Consider the following 21,612-nt stretch of genomic DNA (forward strand, 5'->3'; position numbering starts at 1 on the left):
GAACGATGCTTGTCGTGGCGTACAGTCGGGCAACGACTCCGGCTGCACGTGTCGGAAGGGGGCGAGGGTCATGGCGGGCAACGGCGATCGGGCAGAGGCCTGGACCTCTGCGCTCCGGGAGCAGCAGGGCAGCATGGACCTGGGCGCCGACCTGGGCCCGGCCGACCCCACGGCATACACGATGCGCCGGCCGATCCCCGAGCCGATGCCGACCGACCGGCACGGCCCGGCGCGGATCATCGCCCTCGCCAATCAGAAGGGTGGCGTCGGCAAGACCACGACGACGATCAACCTGGGCGCGGCGCTGGCCGAGTACGGCCGCAAGGTGCTTCTCGTCGACTTCGACCCGCAGGGTGCCTGCTCGGTCGGGCTGGGCGTCAACCCGCACAACCTCGACCTGAGCATCTACAACCTGCTCATGCAGGACGACGTCACCGCCGAAGACGTCATCATCAAGACCGATGTCGCGGGCCTGCACCTGCTGCCGGCCAACATCGACCTGTCGGCGGCCGAGATCCAGCTGGTCAACGAGGTCGCCCGCGAGATGGCGCTGGCCCGGGTGCTGCGCTCGGTCCGTAAGGAATACGACTTCATCCTGATCGACTGCCAGCCCTCGCTGGGCCTGCTGGCGATCAACGCGCTGACCATCGCGCACGGTGTGCTCATCCCGCTCGAGTGCGAGTTCTTCTCGCTTCGCGGGGTGGCGCTGCTGCTCGACACGATCGACAAGGTGCGCGAGCGGCTCAACTTCGACCTCGAGCTCGAGGGCATCCTCGCCACCATGTACGACTCCCGCACCACCCACTGCCGCCAGGTGCTGCAGCGGGTGGTCGAGGCGTTCGGCGACAAGGTCTACCAGACCGTCATCACCAAGACGGTCAAGTTCCCCGAGTCCACCGTGGCCGGCGCGCCGATCCTGACGCTCGACCCGGCCTCCTCCGGTGCCCGCAACTACCGCCAGCTGGCCCGCGAGGTCATCGCGGCGAAGGCCGAGCGCGGCTGACCCGTGCTCTTCGCTCTCGGGGAACCAGTGGCGTTCGTTGCCCTGGTCGTCTCATTCGTGCTCGGCATCGTGCTGCGTGCCGTCGCCATCCGCCTGACCGCCCGCACGCTGGGCCTGGCCGACCGGCGTGACTCGGTCGCGCCCCGCCTGCGCGAAGACGTCGACCCGTTCGGCGCCGTCGCGGCCGCACTCGGCGGCATGGGCTGGGGCAAGATGCTCTCGGTCGACGACGTGCCCCGCTATCAGGGCCGCGGCAAGGCCATCGCGGTGTTCGCAGCCGGGCCGGCGGTCTGCATCCTGGCCTCTCAACTTCTTCTGCTCTCGTACGCGTTGACCTACCCCAACAATGTTCTGTCGGTCATCGGACCGGCCGACGTCCTGCTCGGTATCGGCCTGCCGATCGCGCATCAGGTGATGTTGTCGCTGGGCGTGGGACTGCTCAGCTTCGGCATCCTGGCGCTGATCCCGATCCCGCCGCTCGACGGATTCGGCATCCTCTACAACGCCGTCCGCAAGCCTGGCCAGGCTCTTCAGTGGATGCGGCTGTGGTTCGAGGACAAGAACATCGGCATCCTCGTGCTGCTGATCCTGTGCCTGTTCCCGTTCGGGATGCCGTTCCTGTTGCAGATCCTGAACGCGCTCGGCCTGGTCTTCGTACGCGTCTGGGGTTAGGGCCTGTGTCGACTTAGGGGCCGGGCTGCGGCGTGGCCCAGCCGCCGTCTGCCCGCACGCCGCGAACCTGGACCTCGCCTCGCTCCGACCCCTAAGTCGACACAGGCCCTTACCCCCTATTCGTGCCTCAGGGAGATAACCGGAGGTATTTGGTGGCGCGATGGGCGCACTCTGTGAGTAGCCCGTAACTCTCCTGTGGAGATGATTGAGATGCGCAGTCAGGTTCTCGCCGCTCGCGCCGCCGCCCTGTTCGCCAGTGACCTGCCCTGCGGAACCCGGCCCGGCCCCGAACTCATCGAAGCCGCCATCGCCGACGCCGTCCGCACCCGTGGCGGGACCCGGGGATGTGTGGCCGCTCTCGCCGCCGCATACGGCGACTACCCGGAGACGGCAGTCGTCCGCATGCGGTGGGCGCGCAGTGTTGTCCAGGGTCTTTACTCGCCCGATCTGGTGCTGGCCGCTTAGCTCCCTACTGGGGACTGATCACGGCTCTACTGCGGGGTGATCACGGCGATCGGGAACTTGCGGTCGGTCTTGGTCTCGTAGTCGGCGGCGTCCGGCCAGTAGGCCCGCCAGATGCCGTAGACCCGCTCCCACTCGTCGTCGCGGCCTGGCCGGACCACGCGGTGGTCGGCCTTGAGCGTCTCGGTGCCGAGCTCGATGGTGACGGGGCCGTCGAGGGCCTCCAGGTTGGCGACCCACTGCGGGTCGTTCGGCGCGCCGCCCGCGCTGCCGCACAGCAGGTAGGTGTCGCCGTCCGGGGCGGCGACCAGGGGATTGATGGTGAGCTTGCCGGACTTGCGGCCGGGCGTGTGCAGCAGGAGGGTCGTCTTGCCCTCCCAGTGCCCGCCGAGCACGCCGTCGGAGGCCCGGAAATTCTCGATCACGGAGTCGTTGAACGAAGCCATACCGAGAAGGTTAGTTGACGAAGAAAGTTCTTGCTGCGCCTCTATTGTGGTGCCGTGGCGGATAAGGTCGACCTCAAGCGGGCTATTGACGCTTATCGGGCGCGGGCCGGCGTATTTCGGATCGTCGACGTGCCGCCGATGCGGTACCTGATGGTCGACGGGCACGGGGATCCCAATGTGGGGACCGCGTTCCAAGACGCGGTCGAGGCGCTCTACCCCGTCGCGTACAAGCTGAAGTTCGCTTCGCGTGACGCTGGTCGTGACTATGTGGTGCCGCCGCTCGAGGGGCTGTGGTGGGCCGACGACATGGACTCGTTCACCGCTCAGCGGGACAAGTCGCGGTGGGACTGGACCCTCATGATCATGGTGCCGGACTGGGTCGACACTTCTTCAGTGCCTTCCTCCGTACGTATCGAGACGCTTTCCGAGGGTCGCTGCGTGCAGACGTTGCACGTCGGGGCGTACGACGACGAGGCTGCGGTGCTCGAACGGATGCACACCTCGTTCATTCCGGAGAACGGGCTCCGGATGACCGGCCGGCACCACGAGATCTATCTGAGCGACCGGCGTAAGACCGAGCCCGCCAAACTCCGGACGATCCTCCGTCAGCCGGTCGCCTGACACCAGTCACCGGGCGGCTGCTCCGGCGTTGATCAACTGTGAGCCGGGAGCAGGTTGTCGGAGCCGTGGTCTACGGTCAGTTCGTGCCTGAAGAGTCGACCCATCCGCCCGCCGGTGAGCCCGCCGCCGCGCAGGTTTCCCCTGCGCCGGTCGACGCTGAGGGCAACCCCATTGACGAGAGCAAGTTTCTCGTACGCCTCGACAACTTCACCGGTCCGTTCGACCTGCTGCTGCAGCTGATCGGCAAGCACAAGCTCGACGTCACCGAGGTCGCGCTGCACCAGGTGACCGACGACTTCATCGCCTACATCCGGGCCATGGGCGACGACTGGGATCTCGGCGAGGCGAGCGAGTTCCTGCTGGTCGCGGCCACCCTGCTCGACCTCAAGGCGGCCCGGCTGCTGCCCGCGGCCGACGTCGAGGACGAAGAGGACCTGGCGCTGCTCGAAGCGCGCGACCTGCTGTTCGCGCGGCTGCTGCAATACAAGGCGTACAAGGAAGCCGCCGCCCACATCATGGAGCTCGAGGGCACCGGCATGCGGCGCTGGCCCCGGCTCGTGACGATGGAAGCCCGGTATGCCGAGGCGCTGCCCGACCTCGTACTGGGAATCGGTCCGGAGCGTCTGTTCAAGCTGGCGCTCAAGCAGTTCGCGCCCAAGCCCGGGCCGCCGCAGGTGTCGATCGCGCACATCCACCAGGTGCGGGTCAGCGTCCGCGAGCATGCGGCCCTGCTGCGCGACCGTTTGCGCCGGGCCGGGTCGGCGACGTTCAGCCTGCTCGTCGCCGACTGCGACAACACGCTCGAAGTGGTGGCGCGGTTCCTGGCGTTGCTCGAGCTCTACCGCGAAGGGCTGATCGACTTCGAGCAGCCGGTGTCGCTCGACGAGCTGACGGTCCGCTGGATCGGCGGCGACGCGGAGGACGCCGAACTCGACATCGACGACTACGAGGGCACGAAACCGGAGGTGGACACGGCCGCCCTCGACCCGGATGCGCCGCCCGCCGACGATGCTGAGCTCGACGAGGCGCTTCTCGCTGATGATGGCGAGGGCGAGCCGCTTTCCAGCGACGAGGACGACGATTCGGGGCCGGATTATCGGCGTGTGCTGGCCGCTCGTGCGGGCGGCGACGAGGATGCGTCGTCGGGTTCTGTCGGTCGTGGGTCGTTGGACGCCGACTTCGATTCACTCGCTGATTCCGATTCAGTCGCTGACTTCGATGACGATGAGCTGCTCGACGACGATGAGCTGAACGACGACGAGAAGCCGGTGCGGGGGTACCTCCGGGTGCTGGCCGGTGAAACGGGCGCTCCCTCGGGCGGCGGGGGCGCGTCGTCTGAGGCTGATCCCGATGACGGTGAGCGGCCCGGCAACGATGACGTGTCGATCGACGGCAACGAGGAGTCGGTGCGGGGCCACCTCCAGGTGCCGGCCGGCGAAACGGACGCTCCCGCGGACGCCGAGCCCGTCGACGAAGGCCCGTCGTCCGACTCGGTTGGGCGTGCGTTGCCCGACTCGGTCGGGCGTGGGCTGTCCGACTCGGAAATGCGTGTCGTTGCCGAGGACCGTGACCTGCTCGATGACGGTGACAAGTCGGTTCCGGGGCATCGGCAGCTGTCGGGTGATGTCGACGTCACGACACACGACGTGCGCCCTGGCATCGGTGTGAGCTCGTTCTCCGATGCTGACGAGCCGCTGCGGGACGAGGGCGGTCGGCGGCCTCCGGTGACTACCAGCCCGGTAGTGCCCGCGGATGGGAGTGGCGATTCCGGGACGATCGCGGGCAGTGCATCGCCGGCGAGTGAGGCTGCCGGTGGCATGCCTGGGTTTGACCATGTGTCGGAGCCCGACGGGCAGACAGGCGGAGCCGGCCCCGCCGGCGAGCTGCGAGCGCCCGGCCTGCGGGCTGATTCCGCTGCGCCTTCGGAGAGCGGCGGTCGGTTGGATTCGGGGGCCGACACTCCGGGAACGGGTGATCGAGGTGCTGGTGCCCGGCTTGACGGGCGTGATGATCTTGGTGGGGAAGACGACGACGCGGAGGAGCGATCGTGAGCAACGACGAGCGGGCTGACTCACTCGCGGCGCAGGCCGCTGCCTGGGTGCCGCCGTGGGAGCGTGCTTCGCGTGAGCCGGACCGTGAGTTTCAGGCCAAGGCTGAGGCTGAGGCGCGCGCCGACCAGGACTTGTCCGATGCCGATCCGGGCGGCGATCTCGCTGCGGCCGGCTCGGCAGAGCCAGGTGGCGATCTCGGTGCGGCCGGTGCTCAAGCCGCTCACGCGCCGGGGGACTCGGGGCCTGCGTTCGATGCGCCGGAGGACGGGGACTCGATCGACGAGGCCGGGCTCTCCGACGATGACGACTTCGACCCAGCGTTTGAGGGAGCCAACCCGACGACTGCGGATGCTGAAGGCGCCGGTCCGAGCACCTCGGTGGAGCGGCCGGCTCTTCGGGAGCCGGGGGACGAAAAGGGCGGCGTCGACTCGGGGGTGGATGCGCCTGAGGCGGAGGCGGTCGACGTCTCGGTGGGGCCGGAGCTGCCGGTGCCGGACGCGATCGAAGAAGCTGCGGAAGCCGCGGACGAGGATGAGCCGGGGACTCCGGTTGACGCGCCCCTGCCGGCGGACGGGGATGACGCGGGGGACGTGTTCGACGCCGCGGCCGATGATGACGTCAGCGACGACGGGGAGATGGATCTGCCGTTCGCCGACGAGGTGCCGGTGGGCGACGACCCGGACGATGACGACGACGTGCCGGTCGGTGAGAAACACGACGACGATGACGACGACATGGTGCCGGTCGACGAGAGCGATGAGGATGTCGGCTCGGCCCGTGTCGGGGAAGTCGGTGAGCGCCCGGTTGACGCGGCGCCGGCGGCCCGCATTGGGGACGGCGACGGGCGGTCGGCCGAAGCGGGCCCGGATGAAGCCGGCGCAGGGGGCGATGAGCGGCCTGGCGGGCTGTCGGATGCTGGGGCCGGGAAGCGGACGGGCGGTCGGGGCGGTCGCAACCGGCGGTCGGCTGGTGACGGTGGCGAACCGGCCGCACGGGATGACGATGATGTGCCGGCCGGCGAAGACCGGGTCGCGGCGGCGGCGGTTGCGCGGGGGAAGCGGGCGGTTCCGGGACAGAAGCGCCGGGCCGGTGAACCGGTTGTTGCGGTTGATGAGGCGGACGAGCGTACGGGGGAAACTGATCTTCCGGGGTTGACCGACGACGCCGAGCTGGCGGGGGCGCTTGAGGCGATCATGCTGGTCGTGGATGAGCCGGTGGCGGAGCTGCAGCTGGCGCAGATTCTGGAGCAGCCGACCGAGCGGATCGCGGCGACGTTGGACAATCTGTCGGCTCGGTACACGGCGGCGGGGCACGGGTTCGATCTGCGGCGGGTCGCCGGCGGGTGGCGGTTGTACACGCGGCCGGAATACGCGGCGTACGTGGAACGGTTTGTGCTCGACGGGCAGTCTGTGCGGCTGACCCAGGCGGCGCTGGAGACACTGGCGGTAGTTGCTTACAAGCAGCCGGTGACGCGTTCTCGGATCAGTGCCATCCGCGGTGTGAACTGTGACGGCGTCATGCGTACGCTGGTCACTCGCGGCCTGATCGAGGAATGCGGCACCGAGGGCGAAACCGGGGCACACCTGTATCGCACGACCGGGCTGTTCCTCGAGAAGCTCGGCCTCAACTCGGTCGATCAGCTGCCGCCGCTCGCCCCGTTCCTGCCCGACGATGTGGAAGAAGTGCTCGATGCCACAGGCTGACACCGCCGAACGCCTCCAGAAAGTCCTGGCGGCGGCCGGTGTTGGATCCCGGCGCGCCTGCGAAGACCTGATCTTCCGGCGGCGCGTCACGGTCAACGGCAAGGTCGCCAAGCTCGGCGACAAGGTCGACCCCACCACTGCCGAGATCCTCGTCGACGGGCAGCGGGTGATCACCGACACGAAGCTCGTCTACATCGCGCTGAACAAGCCGCGCGGTGTCGTCTCGTCGCTCGACGACGAGAAGGGGCGCACGGAACTCGCCGATTTCGTCGGCCAGTTCGACGTACGCCTGCACCACGTGGGCCGGCTCGACGCCGACTCCGAAGGTCTGCTGCTGATCACCAACGACGGTGAGCTGACCAACAAGCTCACGCATCCGCGGTACGAGATTCAGAAGACATACCTGGCCGAGGTCATCAACGGACCGCTGCCCCGCAACGTCGGCCGTCAGCTGATGAGCGGGGTCGAGCTCGAGGACGGTCCGGCCAAGGTCGACGCGTTCAAGCTGGTCGGTGCGCTGGGCAAGACCGCGCAGGTCGAGCTGGTGCTGCACGAGGGCCGCAAGCACATCGTGCGCCGCATGATGGAGGCCGTCGGTCACCCGGTTACGCGGCTCATCCGCACCGCGGTCGGGCCGATCCGGCTCGGTGACCTGCGGCCGGGCGGTTTCCGGCACCTGTCCAACGCCGAGGTGGCGGCTCTCTTCAAGGCGGCCGAGGGCTGATCTCGTTCGACAGGCCCGGTCCCCGTTCGTGTGGACCGGGCCTTTCCCGTACGCGGTGGCGGCGTCCGTCTCTTGTGCCGGCCGGCGGCTTCGGGCCGTGTCTGTTCGTGTTCGCGCTTCTGCCCATCGTTCGTGTCAGGGGATCGTGACGACCAGCTTGCCGACGGTGTGATGGTGGGCGAAGTCGGTCAGGGCCTGGACGGCCTGATCGAGCGGATAGGTCGCGGCGATCGTCGGGGTGAGGGCGGCGACCTCGGCCATCCCGCCGAACTCGCCGTTCAGGTCGAGGACCAGCTCGAACCGGATGTCGTCACGCCCGATCATGTCGGTCCGCGGCGGCGGGAACGTGATCGTGAACAGGCGTCCGCCGGGACGGATGGCGTCGGCCGCGCGCCCGAGCTGGTCGGTGGGCAGGACCAGGTTGAGCGCGAGATCCATCCGGTCCGGGTATGGGTCGTCGTAACCGATGACCTGGTCGGCGCCCAGGGTGCGGAGAAGCTTCTCGTCGGATGGGTGGCCGGTGGCTACGACTCGTGCGGATGAATCGGCCAGCAGCGGCAGGATGGTGGTGCCGACCCCGCCCGTCGCGCCGATGACAAGCACGGATTCGCCGGCTCTTGGTTGAGCGGTGGCCATCAGAGCACGAGCGGTCAGGCCCACAGTGGGCAGGGCGGCGGCGTCGACGGGGGACAGGTCGGCGGGCCGGTGCGTGATGAAGGGCGTGCCGGCTTCGAAGACCGCGTATTCGGCGAGCGCGCCGGTGGTCATCGACGGCTTGTCGCCGGCGAGAGCCCGCAGAGCGCGGGGGACGGCGTGGCCGAAGATCTCGTCGCCTGGCGCATAAGTGGTGACATCGGGGGCGACGGCGGTGACGGTTCCGGCGAAGTCGTTGCCGGGGACGTGCGGGAACGTCAGCGGTGTCTGTGCGCGGTAGGCGCCACTCGGGATGACTATGTCGCCCGGGTTGATCGAAGCGGCGGTGATGCGTACGAGGATCTGGCCCGGGCCGGCCTCGGGTGCCGGGAGATCGCTGAGCATGAAGCTTTCGGGTGGGCCGTAGTCGGGGGCTGTTACTGCCTTCACGGCGATTCCTCTCTCGGTCGGAGCCTTAAGCGGACCGTGCGGTCAGGTTAGGGCTAAGCGGACCGGGCGGTCAACTTTGTAAGGTGGGCATGTGACTGAGGAGCGGGTCCTGCGGGCGGACGCGGCTCGCAACCGTGCGGCCCTGCTGGCGGCGGCCACCGAGGAGTTCGCCGAGCGCGGGCTCGAGGCCTCGGTGGCGGACATCGCGCGTCGGGCCGGGATCGGGAAAGGCACCGTGTTCCGGCACTTCCCGACCAAGGACGACCTGCTGGCGGCCGTGGTGCTCGACCGGATCGAGGCGTTGTCGGCGCTGGCCGGCTCGTTGCTCGGGGCGGCGGATGCGGGGGCCGCGTTGCTGGAGTTCATGGACGCGGCGGCGGGGCGGCAGCAGCAACTCGACTTGTCGTTCCTGCGCGAGAGCGGGGCGGTGAACGCGCGGCTCGACGAAGCGCGGGCATCGTTGTTCGAGTCGATCGTGGCGCTGGTCGAGAGGGCCAAGACAGCGGGTGCCGTGCGCGCGGACGTCGACGGGATGGACGTGATCCTGCTGATGTGCGCGCCGAACCACGTGGTCAGCTTCGTGCCGGATCCGTCGCCCGAGTTGTGGCGGCGCTACCTCGGGATCATCTTCGACGGGTTGCGGCCGGAGGGTGCGCGGCCGTTGCCCCATCCGGCGCCAGGAGCAGTGACGGCCTGACACCGATGCCCGTTCTGTGTATCGGGGACCGAAGCAGCCCAGCCGTCGGGGACATCCCGGTCGGGCGCTACGGCCGTTCGCACCCGCTCAGGTCGCCGCGGCAGCCGCCGGAGGCGGGGTTCGGCGGCTGTGCGGTCGGGGAGTCGACGAGGCGTACATCTGCGGTCTGGATCTTTTAATCGAGGGTGGCGAGCGCCTTGATCACCGGGGCGTAGAGGCGGCTTTTGATCGTTTCGAGCGTCGGGCCGGCCTTGGCGGTGTGCGGCGTGGCCAGGGCGATCGCGGTGCTCACGACGTCGGCCTCGGGGACGGCGACGTCGACGATCTGGCGTGTGGCGGCCTCCTCGCCACCGAAGCGGCGGGCGGTGACCATGGCCTCGTGCGCAGTCTGCGGAGTCAGGCGAGCCTGGATCAGGGCGGACATTCCCGGCGTGAACGGGATGTTGATGTCGGCCTCGGGCAGGCACCAGAAGCCGCGGTCGGCGCGCATCACCCGCAGATCATGGGCGAGCGAGAGCATGGCGCCGGCCGCGAAGGTGTGGCCCTGAAGTGCGGCAACGGTGACGAAAGGCAGGCTCAGGACACGGGCGAGAAGGGCCTGCACGCGTACGCCGTACGCGGTGTACTGCTCCGGATGCTCCATCAGCCACGCGAGGTCGAGGCCGTTCGACCAGATCTTGCCGGTGGCTTTGGTGACGAGTGCGCGGGGTTCGTCGGATTTCTCGACCTGGTCGAGAAGCGACTCGATCTCGGACAGCCAGTCGGGATGGAACCGGTTCTCGCCGTCGCCCAGATCGAGGACGAAGACGGCGTCGTGGCGATCGAGCGTGGGCATGGCGGCTCCCCTCCAGGTTACTGGCAGGTAACATACCCTAATTCGTCGCTGATCGGTGCGACGGGCACAATGGGAGGGTTGGTCGGGCGGGCAAACCTTGGAGGAACGGTGGCAGAAGTTGTACGGCCGGAAAAGTGTGTGGTCGCGGTCGACGGCCCGTCCGGTTCCGGCAAGTCCACCGTGTCCCGGCGGCTCGCCACCCGGATCGACGGCGTCTACCTCGACACCGGCGCGATGTACCGGGCCGTGACCTGGGCCGTCCTGCAGGCCGGAGTCGACCTGGCCGACGCCGACGCGATCGCGAAGATCGCGCTCGAGACGGAACTGTCGATCGGCACCGACCCGGCGGCGCCGCACTTCGCGGCCAACGGCATCAACGTCGACGAGCCCATCCGCGGCACCGAGGTCACCCAGGCGGTGTCGGCCGTCGCGGCCGTGCCCGCCGTCCGCAAGCAGTTGGTGGCCCTCCAGCAGGCGATCATCGGCGCGCACCCGCGTATCGTGGTCGAGGGGCGTGACATCGCCTCGGTCGTCGCGCCCGACGCCGACCTCAAGGTCTACCTCACCGCGTCGTCGGCCGCGCGTGCCCAGCGGCGCAGCGCCGAAGCCGCCACCGACGTCGCCGCCACCGAGGCCGACCTGGCCCGGCGCGACAAGCTCGACTCGACCCGGACGGTCGACCCGCTGCGGCTGGCCGACGACGCCATCGAGGTCGACACGACCGGCATCGGCATCGACGAGGTCGTCACGTACCTCCTGAATCTTCTGAACAGCAAAGTGAGTAGTTCGTGAGCGAGGCTTACACCTCCGTCGCCGACGAAGACGTCGATGCCGGCCCGGCGCCGATCGTCGCCGTGGTCGGACGCCCCAACGTGGGCAAATCCACCCTGGTGAACCGGATCATCGGCCGGCGCCAGGCGGTGGTCGAAGACGTGCCCGGCGTGACCCGCGACCGCGTGCCGTACGACGCGCAGTGGAACGGCCGGCGCTTCACAGTCGTCGACACCGGCGGCTGGGAACCCGACGCCCGCGACCGCGCGGCCGCGATCGCCGCCCAGGCCGAGATCGCCGTGCAGACCGCCGACGTGGTCGTCTTCGTGGTCGACGTCTCGGTCGGCGCCACCGACGTCGACGAGGCGGCGGTCAAGATGCTGCGCCGCTCGCACAAACCGGTGATCCTGGTCGCCAACAAGGCCGACAACCAGAACCTCGAGCTCGAGGCGGTGTCGCTCTGGTCGCTCGGCCTGGGCGAGCCGCACACGATCTCGGCCCTGCACGGCCGCGGTTCCGGCGACCTGCTCGACGACATCCTGGCCGCCCTGCCCGAGCCGCCGCCGATCGTCGAGGACGGTCCGCGCGGTCCCCGCCGGGTGGCCCTGGTCGGCCGCCCCAACGTGGGCAAGTCGTCGCTGCTCAACCGCGTGTCCAAAGAGGAGCGCGCCGTCGTCGACTCGGTCGCCGGCACGACGGTCGACCCGGTCGACAGCCTCGTCACGATGGACGGCGAACTCTGGCAGTTCGTCGACACCGCCGGCCTTCGCAAGAGAGTCAACCAAGCTTCCGGTACGGAGTACTACGCGTCCCTCCGCACGGCCGGCGCGGTCGAAGCGGCCGAGGTCGCCGTGGTCCTCCTAGACTCGGCCGAGGTCATCTCGGAGCAGGACCAGCGCGTCCTGACCCAGGTCGTCGAGGCCGGCCGCGCGTTGGTGATCGCCTTCAACAAGTGGGACCTGGTCGACGAAGACCGGCGCATCCACCTGGAGAAGGAGATCGAGCGCGAACTGAAGCGCATCCCGTGGGCGATCCGCGTCAACATCAGCGCCAAGACCGGCCGCGCGGTGGACAAGCTCGCCCCCGCCCTGCGCCGAGCCTTGGCGTCGTGGGAGGAACGGGTGCCGACCGGCGCCCTCAACACCTGGCTGACTGCGTTGACCCAGGCCACCCCTCATCCCGTACGGGGTGGTCGCGCACCCCGCATCCTCTTCGCCACCCAGGCCGGCGTGGCCCCGCCGCGGTTCGTGCTGTTCACGACGGGCCCGCTGGACGCCGGCTACCTGCGCTTCATCGAGCGCAAGCTCCGCGAGGAGTTCGGCTTCGAGGGCTCCCCGATCGAGGTGTCCGTGAAGCCGCGCAAGAAGACCGGCCCGGGGGGTCGGGGTAAGGCGCACGGGTAGGGCTTGCTAGTATTTCGAGGTTGCCGCGCGGTGTTCGTGCCGGGCGGCGGCGGGCTGTAGCGCAGCTTGGTAGCGCACTTGACTGGGGGTCAAGGGGTCGCAGGTTCAAATCCTGTCAGCCCGACCAGCATTTTGAAGCCGCTGACGAGGACGGAAGTCCTGGTCAGCGGCTTTTTTCATGGACTTATATCGCTTGCCCAAGATCGCTCTAGCGGATCTTATGGTCACGGGCGTGGTCACATCGAAAGCCCGTTAAGCGGACATAGTGGTTTCGTTTGTGGCCGTTATGTTCGTTATTTTGCTTTTGCGATTGCCTCACTTGACCACTTCGCAGATGCACCGCAGGGCGGCTGCTGCCAGGGCGTGTCGGCTGATCTGCTCATGCTAAGGGACCTAGGTTCAGGCCTTGACGCGCCTAATCCAATCCGATGGCGTCGGTCTACGGTGGGTCTCGACATTGGACCCGGCTGTCGTCTGCTCGGCGACGACCTTAGAGGAAGTGCTTAACGCTCACTCTGGAATCCGACGCGCCCGATGCTGATCCGTTCGCGGAGGGTGGCGTCGGCGCGGCGGTGAATCGACTCTTCGAGCGGCGGCTCGCCCACGTCAGCAAACACTCGCCGCTGTTCGCGCTCACATTGCGCGGCTACCGTGCCGCCTTGAGTTCAGGCGACGCCGCCGTCGCGGATGGCCTGGCCGCCTGGATGGCAGGACAACCAAGCCTTGCCGGAGCGGCTCGCGATGGCAACAACTGGCGGCCCGGCTCGCTGATCTTGACGGCGCTGTTGTCACGCTGCGGCAGCCCGCCCGATTCGTACAGGCATAGCGATGTGCTGTCGAGTCCAGCGATCAATGTCCAAGATCTGCCAGTGACTTAAAGTAGTTAGATAGTTACTCATCGATTAGCGTGTCGGCATGGACGCTGCTCCGGTGAGTCGGCTTGCGTCAGCCCGGATCCTCCCGCCGGCGCAGATGGACTTGCTTCAAGCGCCGTCGGACGCCGTACGTCACACGCTGCTGGACGAGGACGGCTATCTGGCGCGAACCCGGACCTGGATGTTCGGCGGCGTCAGGCCGGATGCTGACCACGTCTTCGCCCGGATCGGCTACCAAACAAAGAAGAATGAGAACGTATACGACCCGGTCGCCAAGGACTTCAGAGAAGAAGCCGTGCGAAAAGGCCGAGCAGTCAACCTTGTTGTGCGTCTTACAGATCTTGTCGTGGTATATGAGCGCCATTCGGCGGCTATGTCGGATCACGAATTCATCACTGGACTGCGGCACATGTTGAGGAGCGTCAACCCGAAGCAGAAGTGGAACGTGGAGCACCTGGACAGCAAGGCGTCTTTCGAGGAGTGGGCGCAAGACATTGATGTAGTGCACAGATTCCGGTTCCGCGCCACAGGGCCAAGGATTCCATCTGGCAAGGAGTCGCCCATTTTGGCGGCGTTGATACATCCGGGGTCGGGACGCCTGACGATCGACTGGCGGGCGGACGAGGGCATCGACATCAACGACCGTGCGGTTCGTGAGCTCGCCCATATCGCAACCGGCGGCGTCGGTGAGGTGTTTGCCGCTGGTCGGAAGAACGGGCGGGGCGCCATCGGCGAACAAAAGGCCTGGGTCAGCTCGGGCTCGGCCGAGAGGGTGGTCAAGGAGGTTCCCGCCGATCCGGCCACTGGAGTGGTCGGAGACGGTGTCCTTCTAGAGATGCTCGCTACCGTCCCGGTGGACATCCCTTGGTGATCTTCAGGTGGGCGAGCGGTGGTGCCACTGCAGCCGAGTTGACGCGGAAGGTGAAGAAATCCGTTGCTGCGCAGGGCTTCTCGGATAGCTAGAGTCAGATGTCAATGGAGACTCTGGAGGAGATGAACCGTAGGCTGCGCCGTATCTTCCGAGGAGAGGAAGGTTTCGGCGATGGTCCTTCCGCTGAGCAGGCGCGTCGGTATCGGCTGACGGAGCTACTGCCGCTCGTTGTGGAGGCGGCCAAGATCAATTCCACCGAGTTGCCCCGTGAACGAATCGATCTTCTGGTCAGTCTGTCCGGCTTCTCACCGGAGACGACGATCATCGCTTTCAGGCTGCTGCAACCCGCGCGATTGATGATCATCGGGTCGGATGCGACGTGGGCGAGTCTCGACACCATCCAGAGTGCTTTAGGGCTGTCGCTCTCACAGTTCTGGGCCCATCCGGTCGAGCCGACCGATCCGATGAAGATCTACCAGTTGATCAAGGAGGCGGTGCGGACGGCCAGTACCGGCGCGGCGGAGCGCCCGAACGTCCTCATTGACATCACCGGTGGCAAGAAGGTGATGAGCGCCAGTGCCACGCTCGCCGCAGCGCAGCTAGACCTGCCGATGTGCTACATCGACAGCACGTTCGATGCCGAGCTGCGCCAGTCCGTACCAGGCACCGAACGACTTGTGATCATCCCGAATCCCACGAAGATGTTCGCGGATCGGGAGCTGGACGCCGCCTTGGTCGCTTTCAAGCACGGGGCTTTCACGGCGGCGAAGGAGCGCTTTGCCGAGGTCGCCGAGTCGGCGTACGAGCCGGCGCGGGCCCGCTTCCTCCGCGACCTGGCCTCAGTCTACGAGGCTTGGTGTGATCTCAACTTCGCTGAGATCGGCAATCGGGTACGAATCCTCAAGTCTCGGCTGACCGACCCCGGGCACCAGTTGTCCGTCGATGCACTCCGCCGGTTGCGGGTGCAACTGGAGTTTCTCGATGCGCTGACAGCCACGACGGACTCGTCCCTGTTGCTCAGCTTCCACCTTCTCGGGCAGCACTATCTGCGCCTCGGCCGTAACGATTTCGGCGCGTTGCTCTGCTACCGGACTGTTGAGAGTTGCTTCGCGCAACGCCTCGCCGGGATCGCGCCGGGCTTCCGGACCGGTAGCCCGGACTATGCCTTGCTGACCGATGACGTGAACGACCTTGAAGCCCGCTACCGCGAGGTCAGCACCGAGGTACACGGGACGCCGCCCGCCGGGCTTCCCGCGCTGATCGCATTGATGGATTCCGCGTTGCTACTGCGCGCCCTCGACGATCCGCTGTTGCGGCAGTTGGATCTGTCGTCCGGGCGAGGACTTCAGCGCCTCAAGAACATCATCCTCGTCCGCAATCACTCGGTACTGGCCCACGGCACCGAGACGATCGATCCGAAGCTCGGGAAACAGCTGGGCGATCTGGCCCTGCGGAGCTTGCGGGCCTTCTGGCGGCTGAGATTCGACGGCGAGGACGTGCGCGACAGGATCGTCGATCTCACCTTCCTGGTTGATGTATGACCGGCCGGCTTTCTCCTCCGGGCGATTGGACCGGGCGATACTTGCATCACCATCAACCCGGCCTTTTCCAGCCGAGTAGTTTCGAATCGGCGTGTTTGAGCCTGAGCGTTGATCCTCGCCTCGACTACGGGTTCGATCTGGCGCAGGTGGCGGCCGATCTCGAGGTGGGGATGGTCCTCGAAGAAAGGACAGGACGTCAAGGTTCCTACTATGTCTTCCGCAGTGCGTACCACCAGGTGTTTCTCAATCCGGCAATCGGCCGGGACAGCCGTGTTGCGATCGCCCGAGTCAGCTCGATCAAAGACGGTGACGGTCTTGGGCGGCGTGAGTCGGTGCGTCCCCGACGGGTCGTATTCTGCAAACTGTGGGATGAGGAGAGCTGCGATTTAAGGGAGCTGAAGCCGGCGTTCGACGAGGCGCTGGACCAAGTTCGCCGCCGGAGAATTGAGAAGGACAAGGCTGACCACACCCTCGCCGGCGGTACTCCTGAAACCTCGGCTCATGGGCTCATGCAGCGCCGAGTCCGTGAGCACTATCGCCCACTGCAGACCGTGTTCAAGGTGCTGGCTGCGCGCAGTGCGCTGACCGGCACTGTCGAGGTGACGGCCGTAGTGGTGGACGCCGACGCCGAGCGAGTAGAGCTGGAGCTGTCGTCCGTGGCGCGGCTCTCGGAGGATCGTGTCGTTAAGGTCCACATCGATAGTGAGCAGTATGAGGTGCCGATTCTCGTCGTCGACGGCAAAGCCTGCGAGATCCCGCAGCCTCGCCGCGCGCTCATCCGCGACGAGCGCGTCAAACTGGTGCAGAGGGATCGCTTCGCGATGGCCAAGCACGATCGCGCTCTCACATCATTCCTGAGCGGAAATGTCGAGGGGAACTGGGATCATCTGGCTACGCTTCTGACGAACCCTGAGAACCTGGCGCCGGCGGTGCCACCGCCGCAGCCAATCGCATACCTCAGCGGCATCGACCTCAACGATGAGCAGAAGAGTGCCGTCAACGGTGCGCTGGCGACGCCGCACGCCTTCCTGATCCAGGGGCCGCCCGGCACTGGCAAGACGACCGTCATCATGGAGCTCGTCCTGCAGCTGGTGGCCCGAGGCGAGCGGGTTCTGTTGCTCGCCCCGATGCATGTGGCCGTTGACGAGGTCCTCCGACGGATCGGCGATCGGCCCGAGGTGTTCCCCGTCCGGCTGGCTTTCGACGACAGCAAGGTGAGCGAGGATCTGCAGCGCTTTCTCCTACAGCGAATCAGCACCGAGTATCTCCGACGTACCCGGACACCCGAGCGGTCGAAGGCGCAGGAATGGCGTCGCAGGCTGGACCACCTCGCTGCCCTCCGTGGGCTTCTGACATCGCATGTACAAGCGGCGGAGACGCTCGCGGTTGCCGCTGCGCAGGAGTCTGCGGCAGCCGAGTCTTACCGGGTTTGGGAGGCCTGGTTCCACGCGTCTTCGTCTGAGGTCACCGAGCGTGTGAAGACCGCAGAACGGACCGTAGACCGCATTTCCGGGGCAGCGCAGGAGTCGGATCACCGCGCGATCGCTCTGCGGACTCAGGTGGCAGCGGCCTCGACAGGCCGGCGTGTCGGGTCGTGGTTGGCCGGTCTCATCGGGCGGGCCGACGAGCTGGGACGGCTACGGAGAGCCGTCGAGGCAGCGACTGCCGACGCGAAGCGGCTCCACGCCGCCCACCGCGACTGGCTGCGTGAATGCGATGTCGCTCGACAGGCTCTCCAAGCGCTGGAGGCGGCTCGCGACAACGATGGCCGGCAGCGGTACACGAGATGGCAGCTTCACCGGCGCGAACTCGATGCGGCTGGGCAGGCACTGAATCGGGCAGCGAAGGCCTCCGGCCGACCATCTCACCCGGCGCCGCACGCGAGCCTCATCCAGGTCGGCTCAGAGATCTCGGTGCTGGAGAGACGGATCTCGCTGGAGCAGCGGTGGTTCGACCTCGTGCAGCCTCAGGAGCCCGGCAGACTCACCAGGGAACTACGCCAGGCCGCTAACGTGGTCTGCTGTACGACGACCGGTGTTGGGAACAAGGTTCTCGAGGGACTGGACTTCGACACATTGATCGTCGACGAAGCCAGCCGGGTGATCGACAGCGAGTTTCTGATGAGCGCGATCCACGCTCGGCGCTGGGTCATGGTGGGAGACGAGCACCAGCTCCCGCCGTACGTGGAGCCTGCCGACGAACATCATCTCCATGCCCTTGCTGCGTTGCACAAAGCCGGTGACCACGACGCGACGGAACTGTCGACGGTAGTGGCCGAGCTCGCGAGAATCTGGCACGAGGACGAGGAGATGCACGCCTTCCGGTCCCGCGAAGTTCTGCGTCAAGCCGAGCGGTGTCTCTCCGACCGCAGCTGGCCCGACCGGTATCGAGGCCTTGTCTCCGACACCTGGCGGCAGTTCGATCCATCGATGCTGAAAACGACGCTGGATCACCTTGTGCGCAGCCTTTTCGACCGCGTCGTGGCGGCCTGCCCCGCCGACCTGCGCCAAGCGCTGGTCGAGCAGCGCCGAATGATCGAACCTATCGCCGAACTGGTCAAGGACCCGGTGTACGGCGGCTGTTACCGCACACCGGTGAGCAAGTTGGGGCTTACACCATTCACTTCTACTGCGTTCACTCATCCGGTGACCCTGCTGGACACGTCGAGCTACGGCGAAAAGGCACGACACCAGCAATACAAGAATGGATGTTTCAACACCCTCGAAGTGGACTGGGTCGTCGCCACTTGCCGGCGACTGGAACGCGAGCTGGGGAGCATCGGCAGCCAACCGATCACGGTCAGCATCCTCACGTTCTATCGCAGGCAGGCCATCCTGATCAGAGAAGCGCTCGGATGGCCGTCATGCCGTGCCTTCCGCAGCCTGAGGTTTCGAGTGGTCGATTCGATCGACAAGATTCAGGGACAGGAGGCTGACCTGGTCATCGTCAGCTTCTGTCGCGCCTATCCGGGCCGCGCCGGCCCCCGCCGCAACGCCGGGCTCTGGTTGCAGGACATTCGTCGACTCAACGTCGCCTGCACCCGCGCCCGGCGTGGCTTGATCCTGGTCGGACACGGCGACACGCTGCGTCGGCTCTCCGGCGCCGACCCTGCCGAGCGCTTCTATGCAAACCTCTTCCGGCTGCTGGACAGCAACGCTGACGGGTACGGTCTGGTGAAGGACCTGTGAGTGGAAAGTTGTACCTGCTCGATGCTCCTCCAGACGTGCGCCCGGACACCCAAGTGGTGGTACAGGAGTCACTGGTTCCCCTGCGCTGGTGGCGCAATCTCCCCGTACGGAGGGAAGCGGCCACCGCCCTGACCGGGATGGAACGCTTCGTGCTGGAGACGGTACTGGCGTTCGGCGCCGCAGCGCCGGCGGAGTTCGAAGAAGTAACGGACCTGCCCGCGCACATGCTTCCTGTGTTGGGCCGTCGCCTGGTGGCAGCCGGTGCTCTCACCTCGGCCGGGACGCCTGCCGACGATGCGTTGTGCCGACGCATGCTGCTGTCTGAGCAGATCGAACAGGAAAGGGTGGAGAGCGTCCACGTTGTGGTGCTCCCGGACGTAGGCGAGATCCTTGTTCTGGACCGCGAGACCGGCGGCGATGATCCCTTCCTCGGGTGGGAGAGGGCCCGCGTACAGCCAGTCAGCCGTTATCCGGTCGACGAGAGCATCAGGGGCCGCAGCCTCGGCGATCTACTCGCCGGAACAGCAGGAATCAGAGGAGTCGAGGCAGACGTCGTCGCATTCGATCAAGGCCTGTGCCCCGTCTTTCGATGCGCCGCTCAAGTGACCGGTGACTCGGGTGCCGATGTAAGCCTCTCGATCGGCGACGGAGCACCGGCAGTCCTGCTGCCGGACGTGAAAAGCCTCGTGGAGCGATGGCGCGGAGTCGACCGTGTTCTTGCCGAGCGTCCATCGGCGATCTGGAGGGCCATGCTAGGTAGTGGTACGAGCCTGGGCCGAGCGCCCGCCGCGCAGCGAATGTCACCCGCTCGTTGGCAAATCGCCGTGACCGGTGAGCAGGCTGCCAGGCTGTGCGCAGCTGGCAGGAATCTGGCACAGCCGACCGGCCTCGCCGTCGAGACGTCGGAGGTTGTCGTCGAGGTGGCGCTCGAAATCGCAGCGGCCGATGTCACCGCAGAGGCAGCTATTGCCGTAGACACTGCGATCAACGCCGGCGTCGCCGAAGGCTCGACTGCGGCCGCTGTGCATGCGCGGCTTGCCAAGGACGCCGCCCGCTTGCCGTACGACGCCGTCCGCGCACTGGCGGCCGCGAAGGTCGTCGAGCGGGCCTGGCAGCTCGGTCACTATCGTCTTGCCTACGCACTGCGGGAGCGCGATGACTTCGACTACGCCTGAAGGTCGGTTGGACCTAGGCGCGATGCCCGTTCCCGGCGGCTTCTTCCTCCTGCGGGACGTGCAGCCGGCCCCGTTCGCTGCCATGCCGCAGCCAGGGGAGTATCGCCATGTCTTCAGCTATCGCGACTCCGACCCTGGCATCCAACAGGCCGCTGTGGAGCTGGTCCGGCGTGCCAAAAAGAAGATCTTCCTGGCGAGCTTCCGCATCGGTGACAAGGCTCTGCTGAATGCGCTGTTCGAAGCAGTGGAGCGTCTTCGAGGCGGTGTCTACGTCATCACCGCCTGGAACGAACAGAGCCTCGCACGAGGACTCTCGGCACTGGAGGAGTACGCAGGCGCTGATATCGCCGCCCAAAGGCATCGCTTCGAGCAGATGACCAAGCGTGGGATTTTTGTTCGAGGTTACGACAATTGCCACGCCAAGTTTCTCGTGGTCGACGACAGTGCCGCACTGGTTTCGAGCGCTAACCTAGAAACGAGCGCTCTCATCGACAGACCCGAACGCAAAGTGACGGGCGAAAGCGGAATCCTGACGACGGACGCCAGCGAGGCCCGTCGGCTCGCACGGTTCTTCACCCGGATGTGGAACGCCGACTGCCGCTGGGAGGCGCCACCGGGGCAGGCCTACGCGTTGGCGAGGAGGCGTCCGACGATTTCACCGTGTCGCCCCAATCCACCACTCGATGGCCGCGCCGGCGTGATCTGGACTCACGACGACGAACGACACATTTTGAGAGCCATTCACGACGTCATGGACCGCGCCCGGCAAGAGGTGTTGCTCGCCACCTTCGGGCTGCGTGGGCTGATCAGCCAGCCCGAGTTGCTGCATGAGCGAATCACCGCGGCCGTCGAACGCGGAGTGAAGGTGACTCTGCTGTGTCGCGCTCGTAATAACCTCTCGAGCCATCGTGACGAGGCACTCGCCCTCAGCGCGTTGGGGGTTCGTGTCGTAGGTGACTCGCTGAATCACGCCAAAGGCGTCATCGCCGACGGCCGGCATGGAGCGCTCTTTTCGGCCAACCTCGACGGCGAGCACGGTCTGACCAGCGGCGCGGAGGTCGGTATGCGCCTCGACGGGTCTCCTGTGCTGGCTGAGGCGGAGCGGTATATCCGTCACGCGATCGAACACGCGGATCTTGAGTTCGCGGTGTCGCCAACACAGGCGCAGCTCAACGTGCGCCTTGGTGCGGAATGGCGTCAACCTTGGGCAGGGCCTGCCGTGGCCAAGGTTGACGTCGCCGATCAGGCTTGGCGCGCATTAGAAGCGGCCGAACCACCCGTGCTTTACACGCAAAGCCGTGGCGTGACGCGGCTGCACGCCGGAGGCGGCGAGTGGGCTCTGGAAGGGTCCCGGTTGACCATGTCTAGAACACCGCAACGGGCCTTTCAGACCCGCGACCTGATGAACAGTTGGTGGGTCAGGTCAGAGGCTGAAGAACGTCGTGGTTTCTGCGCGACAGTTCTAGTGCGGCAGTGAGGCGAATGCCCGAC

Annotated in this window: 19 protein-coding genes, 1 tRNA gene and 1 pseudogene; 17 read left to right on the forward strand and 4 right to left on the reverse strand. The window is 66.7% G+C overall.

The genetic code is table 11. The annotated features are described in order from the left end of the window. The first annotated feature begins 70 nt into the window (after window positions 1-70). The 3 genes from KOI35_RS42340 (at window position 71) to KOI35_RS42350 (ending at window position 2,140) form a co-directional block, all read left to right on the forward strand. Window positions 71-1,003, forward strand: coding sequence for a ParA family protein (locus tag KOI35_RS42340; protein WP_184948925.1), 933 nt, complete (start codon window positions 71-73; stop codon window positions 1,001-1,003). A gap of 27 nt (window positions 1,004-1,030) precedes the next feature. After that, a complete protein-coding gene (locus KOI35_RS42345; protein ID WP_308121402.1) occupies window positions 1,031-1,675 on the forward strand; it encodes a zinc metalloprotease in 645 nt (214 codons plus the stop codon). Window positions 1,676-1,885: 210 nt separating this feature from the next. Next, window positions 1,886-2,140, forward strand: coding sequence for a hypothetical protein (locus KOI35_RS42350; RefSeq protein ID WP_215795391.1), 255 nt, complete (start codon window positions 1,886-1,888; stop codon window positions 2,138-2,140). Window positions 2,141-2,166: 26 nt separating this feature from the next. On the opposite strand, the gene KOI35_RS42355 is transcribed toward KOI35_RS42350, so the two are convergent. After that, complete coding sequence (locus KOI35_RS42355) at window positions 2,167-2,583, reverse strand: nitroreductase/quinone reductase family protein (protein ID WP_215795392.1); 417 nt, start codon at window positions 2,581-2,583, stop codon at window positions 2,167-2,169. A gap of 54 nt (window positions 2,584-2,637) precedes the next feature. Here KOI35_RS42355 and KOI35_RS42360 point away from each other — a divergent pair, with 54 nt between their 5' ends. Continuing rightward, complete coding sequence (locus KOI35_RS42360; RefSeq protein ID WP_308121403.1) at window positions 2,638-3,204, forward strand: GyrI-like domain-containing protein; 567 nt, start codon at window positions 2,638-2,640, stop codon at window positions 3,202-3,204. A 32-nt stretch (window positions 3,205-3,236) separates the two neighbouring features. On the opposite strand, the gene KOI35_RS49380 is transcribed toward KOI35_RS42360, so the two are convergent. Continuing rightward, on the reverse strand, window positions 3,237-3,485 hold the full coding sequence (locus KOI35_RS49380) for a hypothetical protein (protein WP_246614725.1): 249 nt from the start codon (window positions 3,483-3,485) through the stop codon (window positions 3,237-3,239). Between KOI35_RS49380 and KOI35_RS42365 the strand changes: the two are divergent. The 3 genes and pseudogenes from KOI35_RS42365 to KOI35_RS42375 all read left to right on the forward strand — a co-directional run. Then, a pseudogene (locus KOI35_RS42365) lies at window positions 3,375-4,295 on the forward strand (segregation and condensation protein A); the annotation flags it as partial. The gene KOI35_RS49380 and the pseudogene KOI35_RS42365 sit on opposite strands and share 111 nt — an antisense overlap. 1,787 nt (window positions 4,296-6,082) lie before the next feature. Beyond that, on the forward strand, window positions 6,083-6,958 hold the full coding sequence (scpB, locus tag KOI35_RS49385) for an SMC-Scp complex subunit ScpB (RefSeq protein WP_438870657.1): 876 nt from the start codon (window positions 6,083-6,085) through the stop codon (window positions 6,956-6,958). Next, window positions 6,927-7,682 (forward strand): pseudouridine synthase, encoded by a 756-nt coding sequence (locus KOI35_RS42375; RefSeq protein WP_215795394.1) that lies wholly within the window; start codon window positions 6,927-6,929, stop codon window positions 7,680-7,682. Before scpB ends, KOI35_RS42375 begins: the two co-directional genes overlap by 32 nt. A 135-nt stretch (window positions 7,683-7,817) precedes the next feature. Here KOI35_RS42375 and KOI35_RS42380 read toward each other — a convergent pair whose 3' ends face one another. Continuing rightward, window positions 7,818-8,765, reverse strand: coding sequence for an NADP-dependent oxidoreductase (locus KOI35_RS42380; protein WP_215795395.1), 948 nt, complete (start codon window positions 8,763-8,765; stop codon window positions 7,818-7,820). A gap of 91 nt (window positions 8,766-8,856) precedes the next feature. On the opposite strand from KOI35_RS42380, the gene KOI35_RS42385 reads away from it, so the two are divergent. After that, a complete protein-coding gene (locus tag KOI35_RS42385) occupies window positions 8,857-9,462 on the forward strand; it encodes a TetR/AcrR family transcriptional regulator (RefSeq protein WP_215795396.1) in 606 nt (201 codons plus the stop codon). A 175-nt stretch (window positions 9,463-9,637) separates the two neighbouring features. Here KOI35_RS42385 and KOI35_RS42390 read toward each other — a convergent pair whose 3' ends face one another. Beyond that, the gene (locus KOI35_RS42390) at window positions 9,638-10,297 is read right to left on the reverse strand and encodes an enoyl-CoA hydratase-related protein (RefSeq protein ID WP_215795397.1); all 660 of its coding nucleotides are present in this window, start codon (window positions 10,295-10,297) and stop codon (window positions 9,638-9,640) included. A gap of 108 nt (window positions 10,298-10,405) precedes the next feature. Between KOI35_RS42390 and cmk the strand changes: the two genes are divergently transcribed. The 9 genes from cmk to KOI35_RS42435 all read left to right on the forward strand — a co-directional run bounded on the left by cmk (window position 10,406) and on the right by KOI35_RS42435 (window position 21,598). After that, window positions 10,406-11,089, forward strand: a complete 684-nt coding sequence (cmk, locus tag KOI35_RS42395; RefSeq protein WP_308121404.1) for a (d)CMP kinase — start codon at window positions 10,406-10,408, stop codon at window positions 11,087-11,089. Beyond that, window positions 11,086-12,471, forward strand: a complete 1,386-nt coding sequence (gene der, locus KOI35_RS42400; protein ID WP_215795399.1) for a ribosome biogenesis GTPase Der — start codon at window positions 11,086-11,088, stop codon at window positions 12,469-12,471. Before cmk ends, der begins: the two co-directional genes overlap by 4 nt. Window positions 12,472-12,521: 50 nt before the next feature. Beyond that, window positions 12,522-12,598, forward strand: a tRNA-Pro gene (locus tag KOI35_RS42405). Between the two features lie 388 nt (window positions 12,599-12,986). Further along, window positions 12,987-13,349, forward strand: a complete 363-nt coding sequence (locus tag KOI35_RS42410; RefSeq protein ID WP_246614702.1) for a BREX system ATP-binding domain-containing protein — start codon at window positions 12,987-12,989, stop codon at window positions 13,347-13,349. A 37-nt stretch (window positions 13,350-13,386) separates the two neighbouring features. Continuing rightward, window positions 13,387-14,217: a hypothetical protein gene (locus tag KOI35_RS42415; protein ID WP_215795401.1), complete on the forward strand. Its 831-nt coding sequence runs from the start codon at window positions 13,387-13,389 to the stop codon at window positions 14,215-14,217. A gap of 104 nt (window positions 14,218-14,321) precedes the next feature. Continuing rightward, window positions 14,322-15,758 (forward strand): hypothetical protein, encoded by a 1,437-nt coding sequence (locus tag KOI35_RS42420; RefSeq protein WP_215795402.1) that lies wholly within the window; start codon window positions 14,322-14,324, stop codon window positions 15,756-15,758. Between the two features lie 95 nt (window positions 15,759-15,853). Beyond that, on the forward strand, window positions 15,854-18,946 hold the full coding sequence (locus tag KOI35_RS42425; protein WP_215795403.1) for a DEAD/DEAH box helicase: 3,093 nt from the start codon (window positions 15,854-15,856) through the stop codon (window positions 18,944-18,946). 8 nt (window positions 18,947-18,954) lie between these two features. Then, window positions 18,955-20,121 carry a hypothetical protein gene (locus tag KOI35_RS42430; RefSeq protein ID WP_215795404.1) on the forward strand — a complete coding sequence of 389 codons (1,167 nt, stop codon included), beginning with the start codon at window positions 18,955-18,957 and terminating at the stop codon, window positions 20,119-20,121. Between the two features lie 22 nt (window positions 20,122-20,143). Further along, entirely contained in the window at window positions 20,144-21,598 is a 1,455-nt protein-coding gene (locus KOI35_RS42435; protein WP_215795405.1) for a phospholipase D-like domain-containing protein, read from the forward strand. Window positions 21,599-21,612 lie beyond the last annotated feature (14 nt).

It is taken from the genome of Paractinoplanes bogorensis (genome assembly GCF_018829635.1).
GTDB classification, from domain to species: Bacteria; Actinomycetota; Actinomycetes; order Mycobacteriales; family Micromonosporaceae; genus Actinoplanes; species Actinoplanes bogorensis.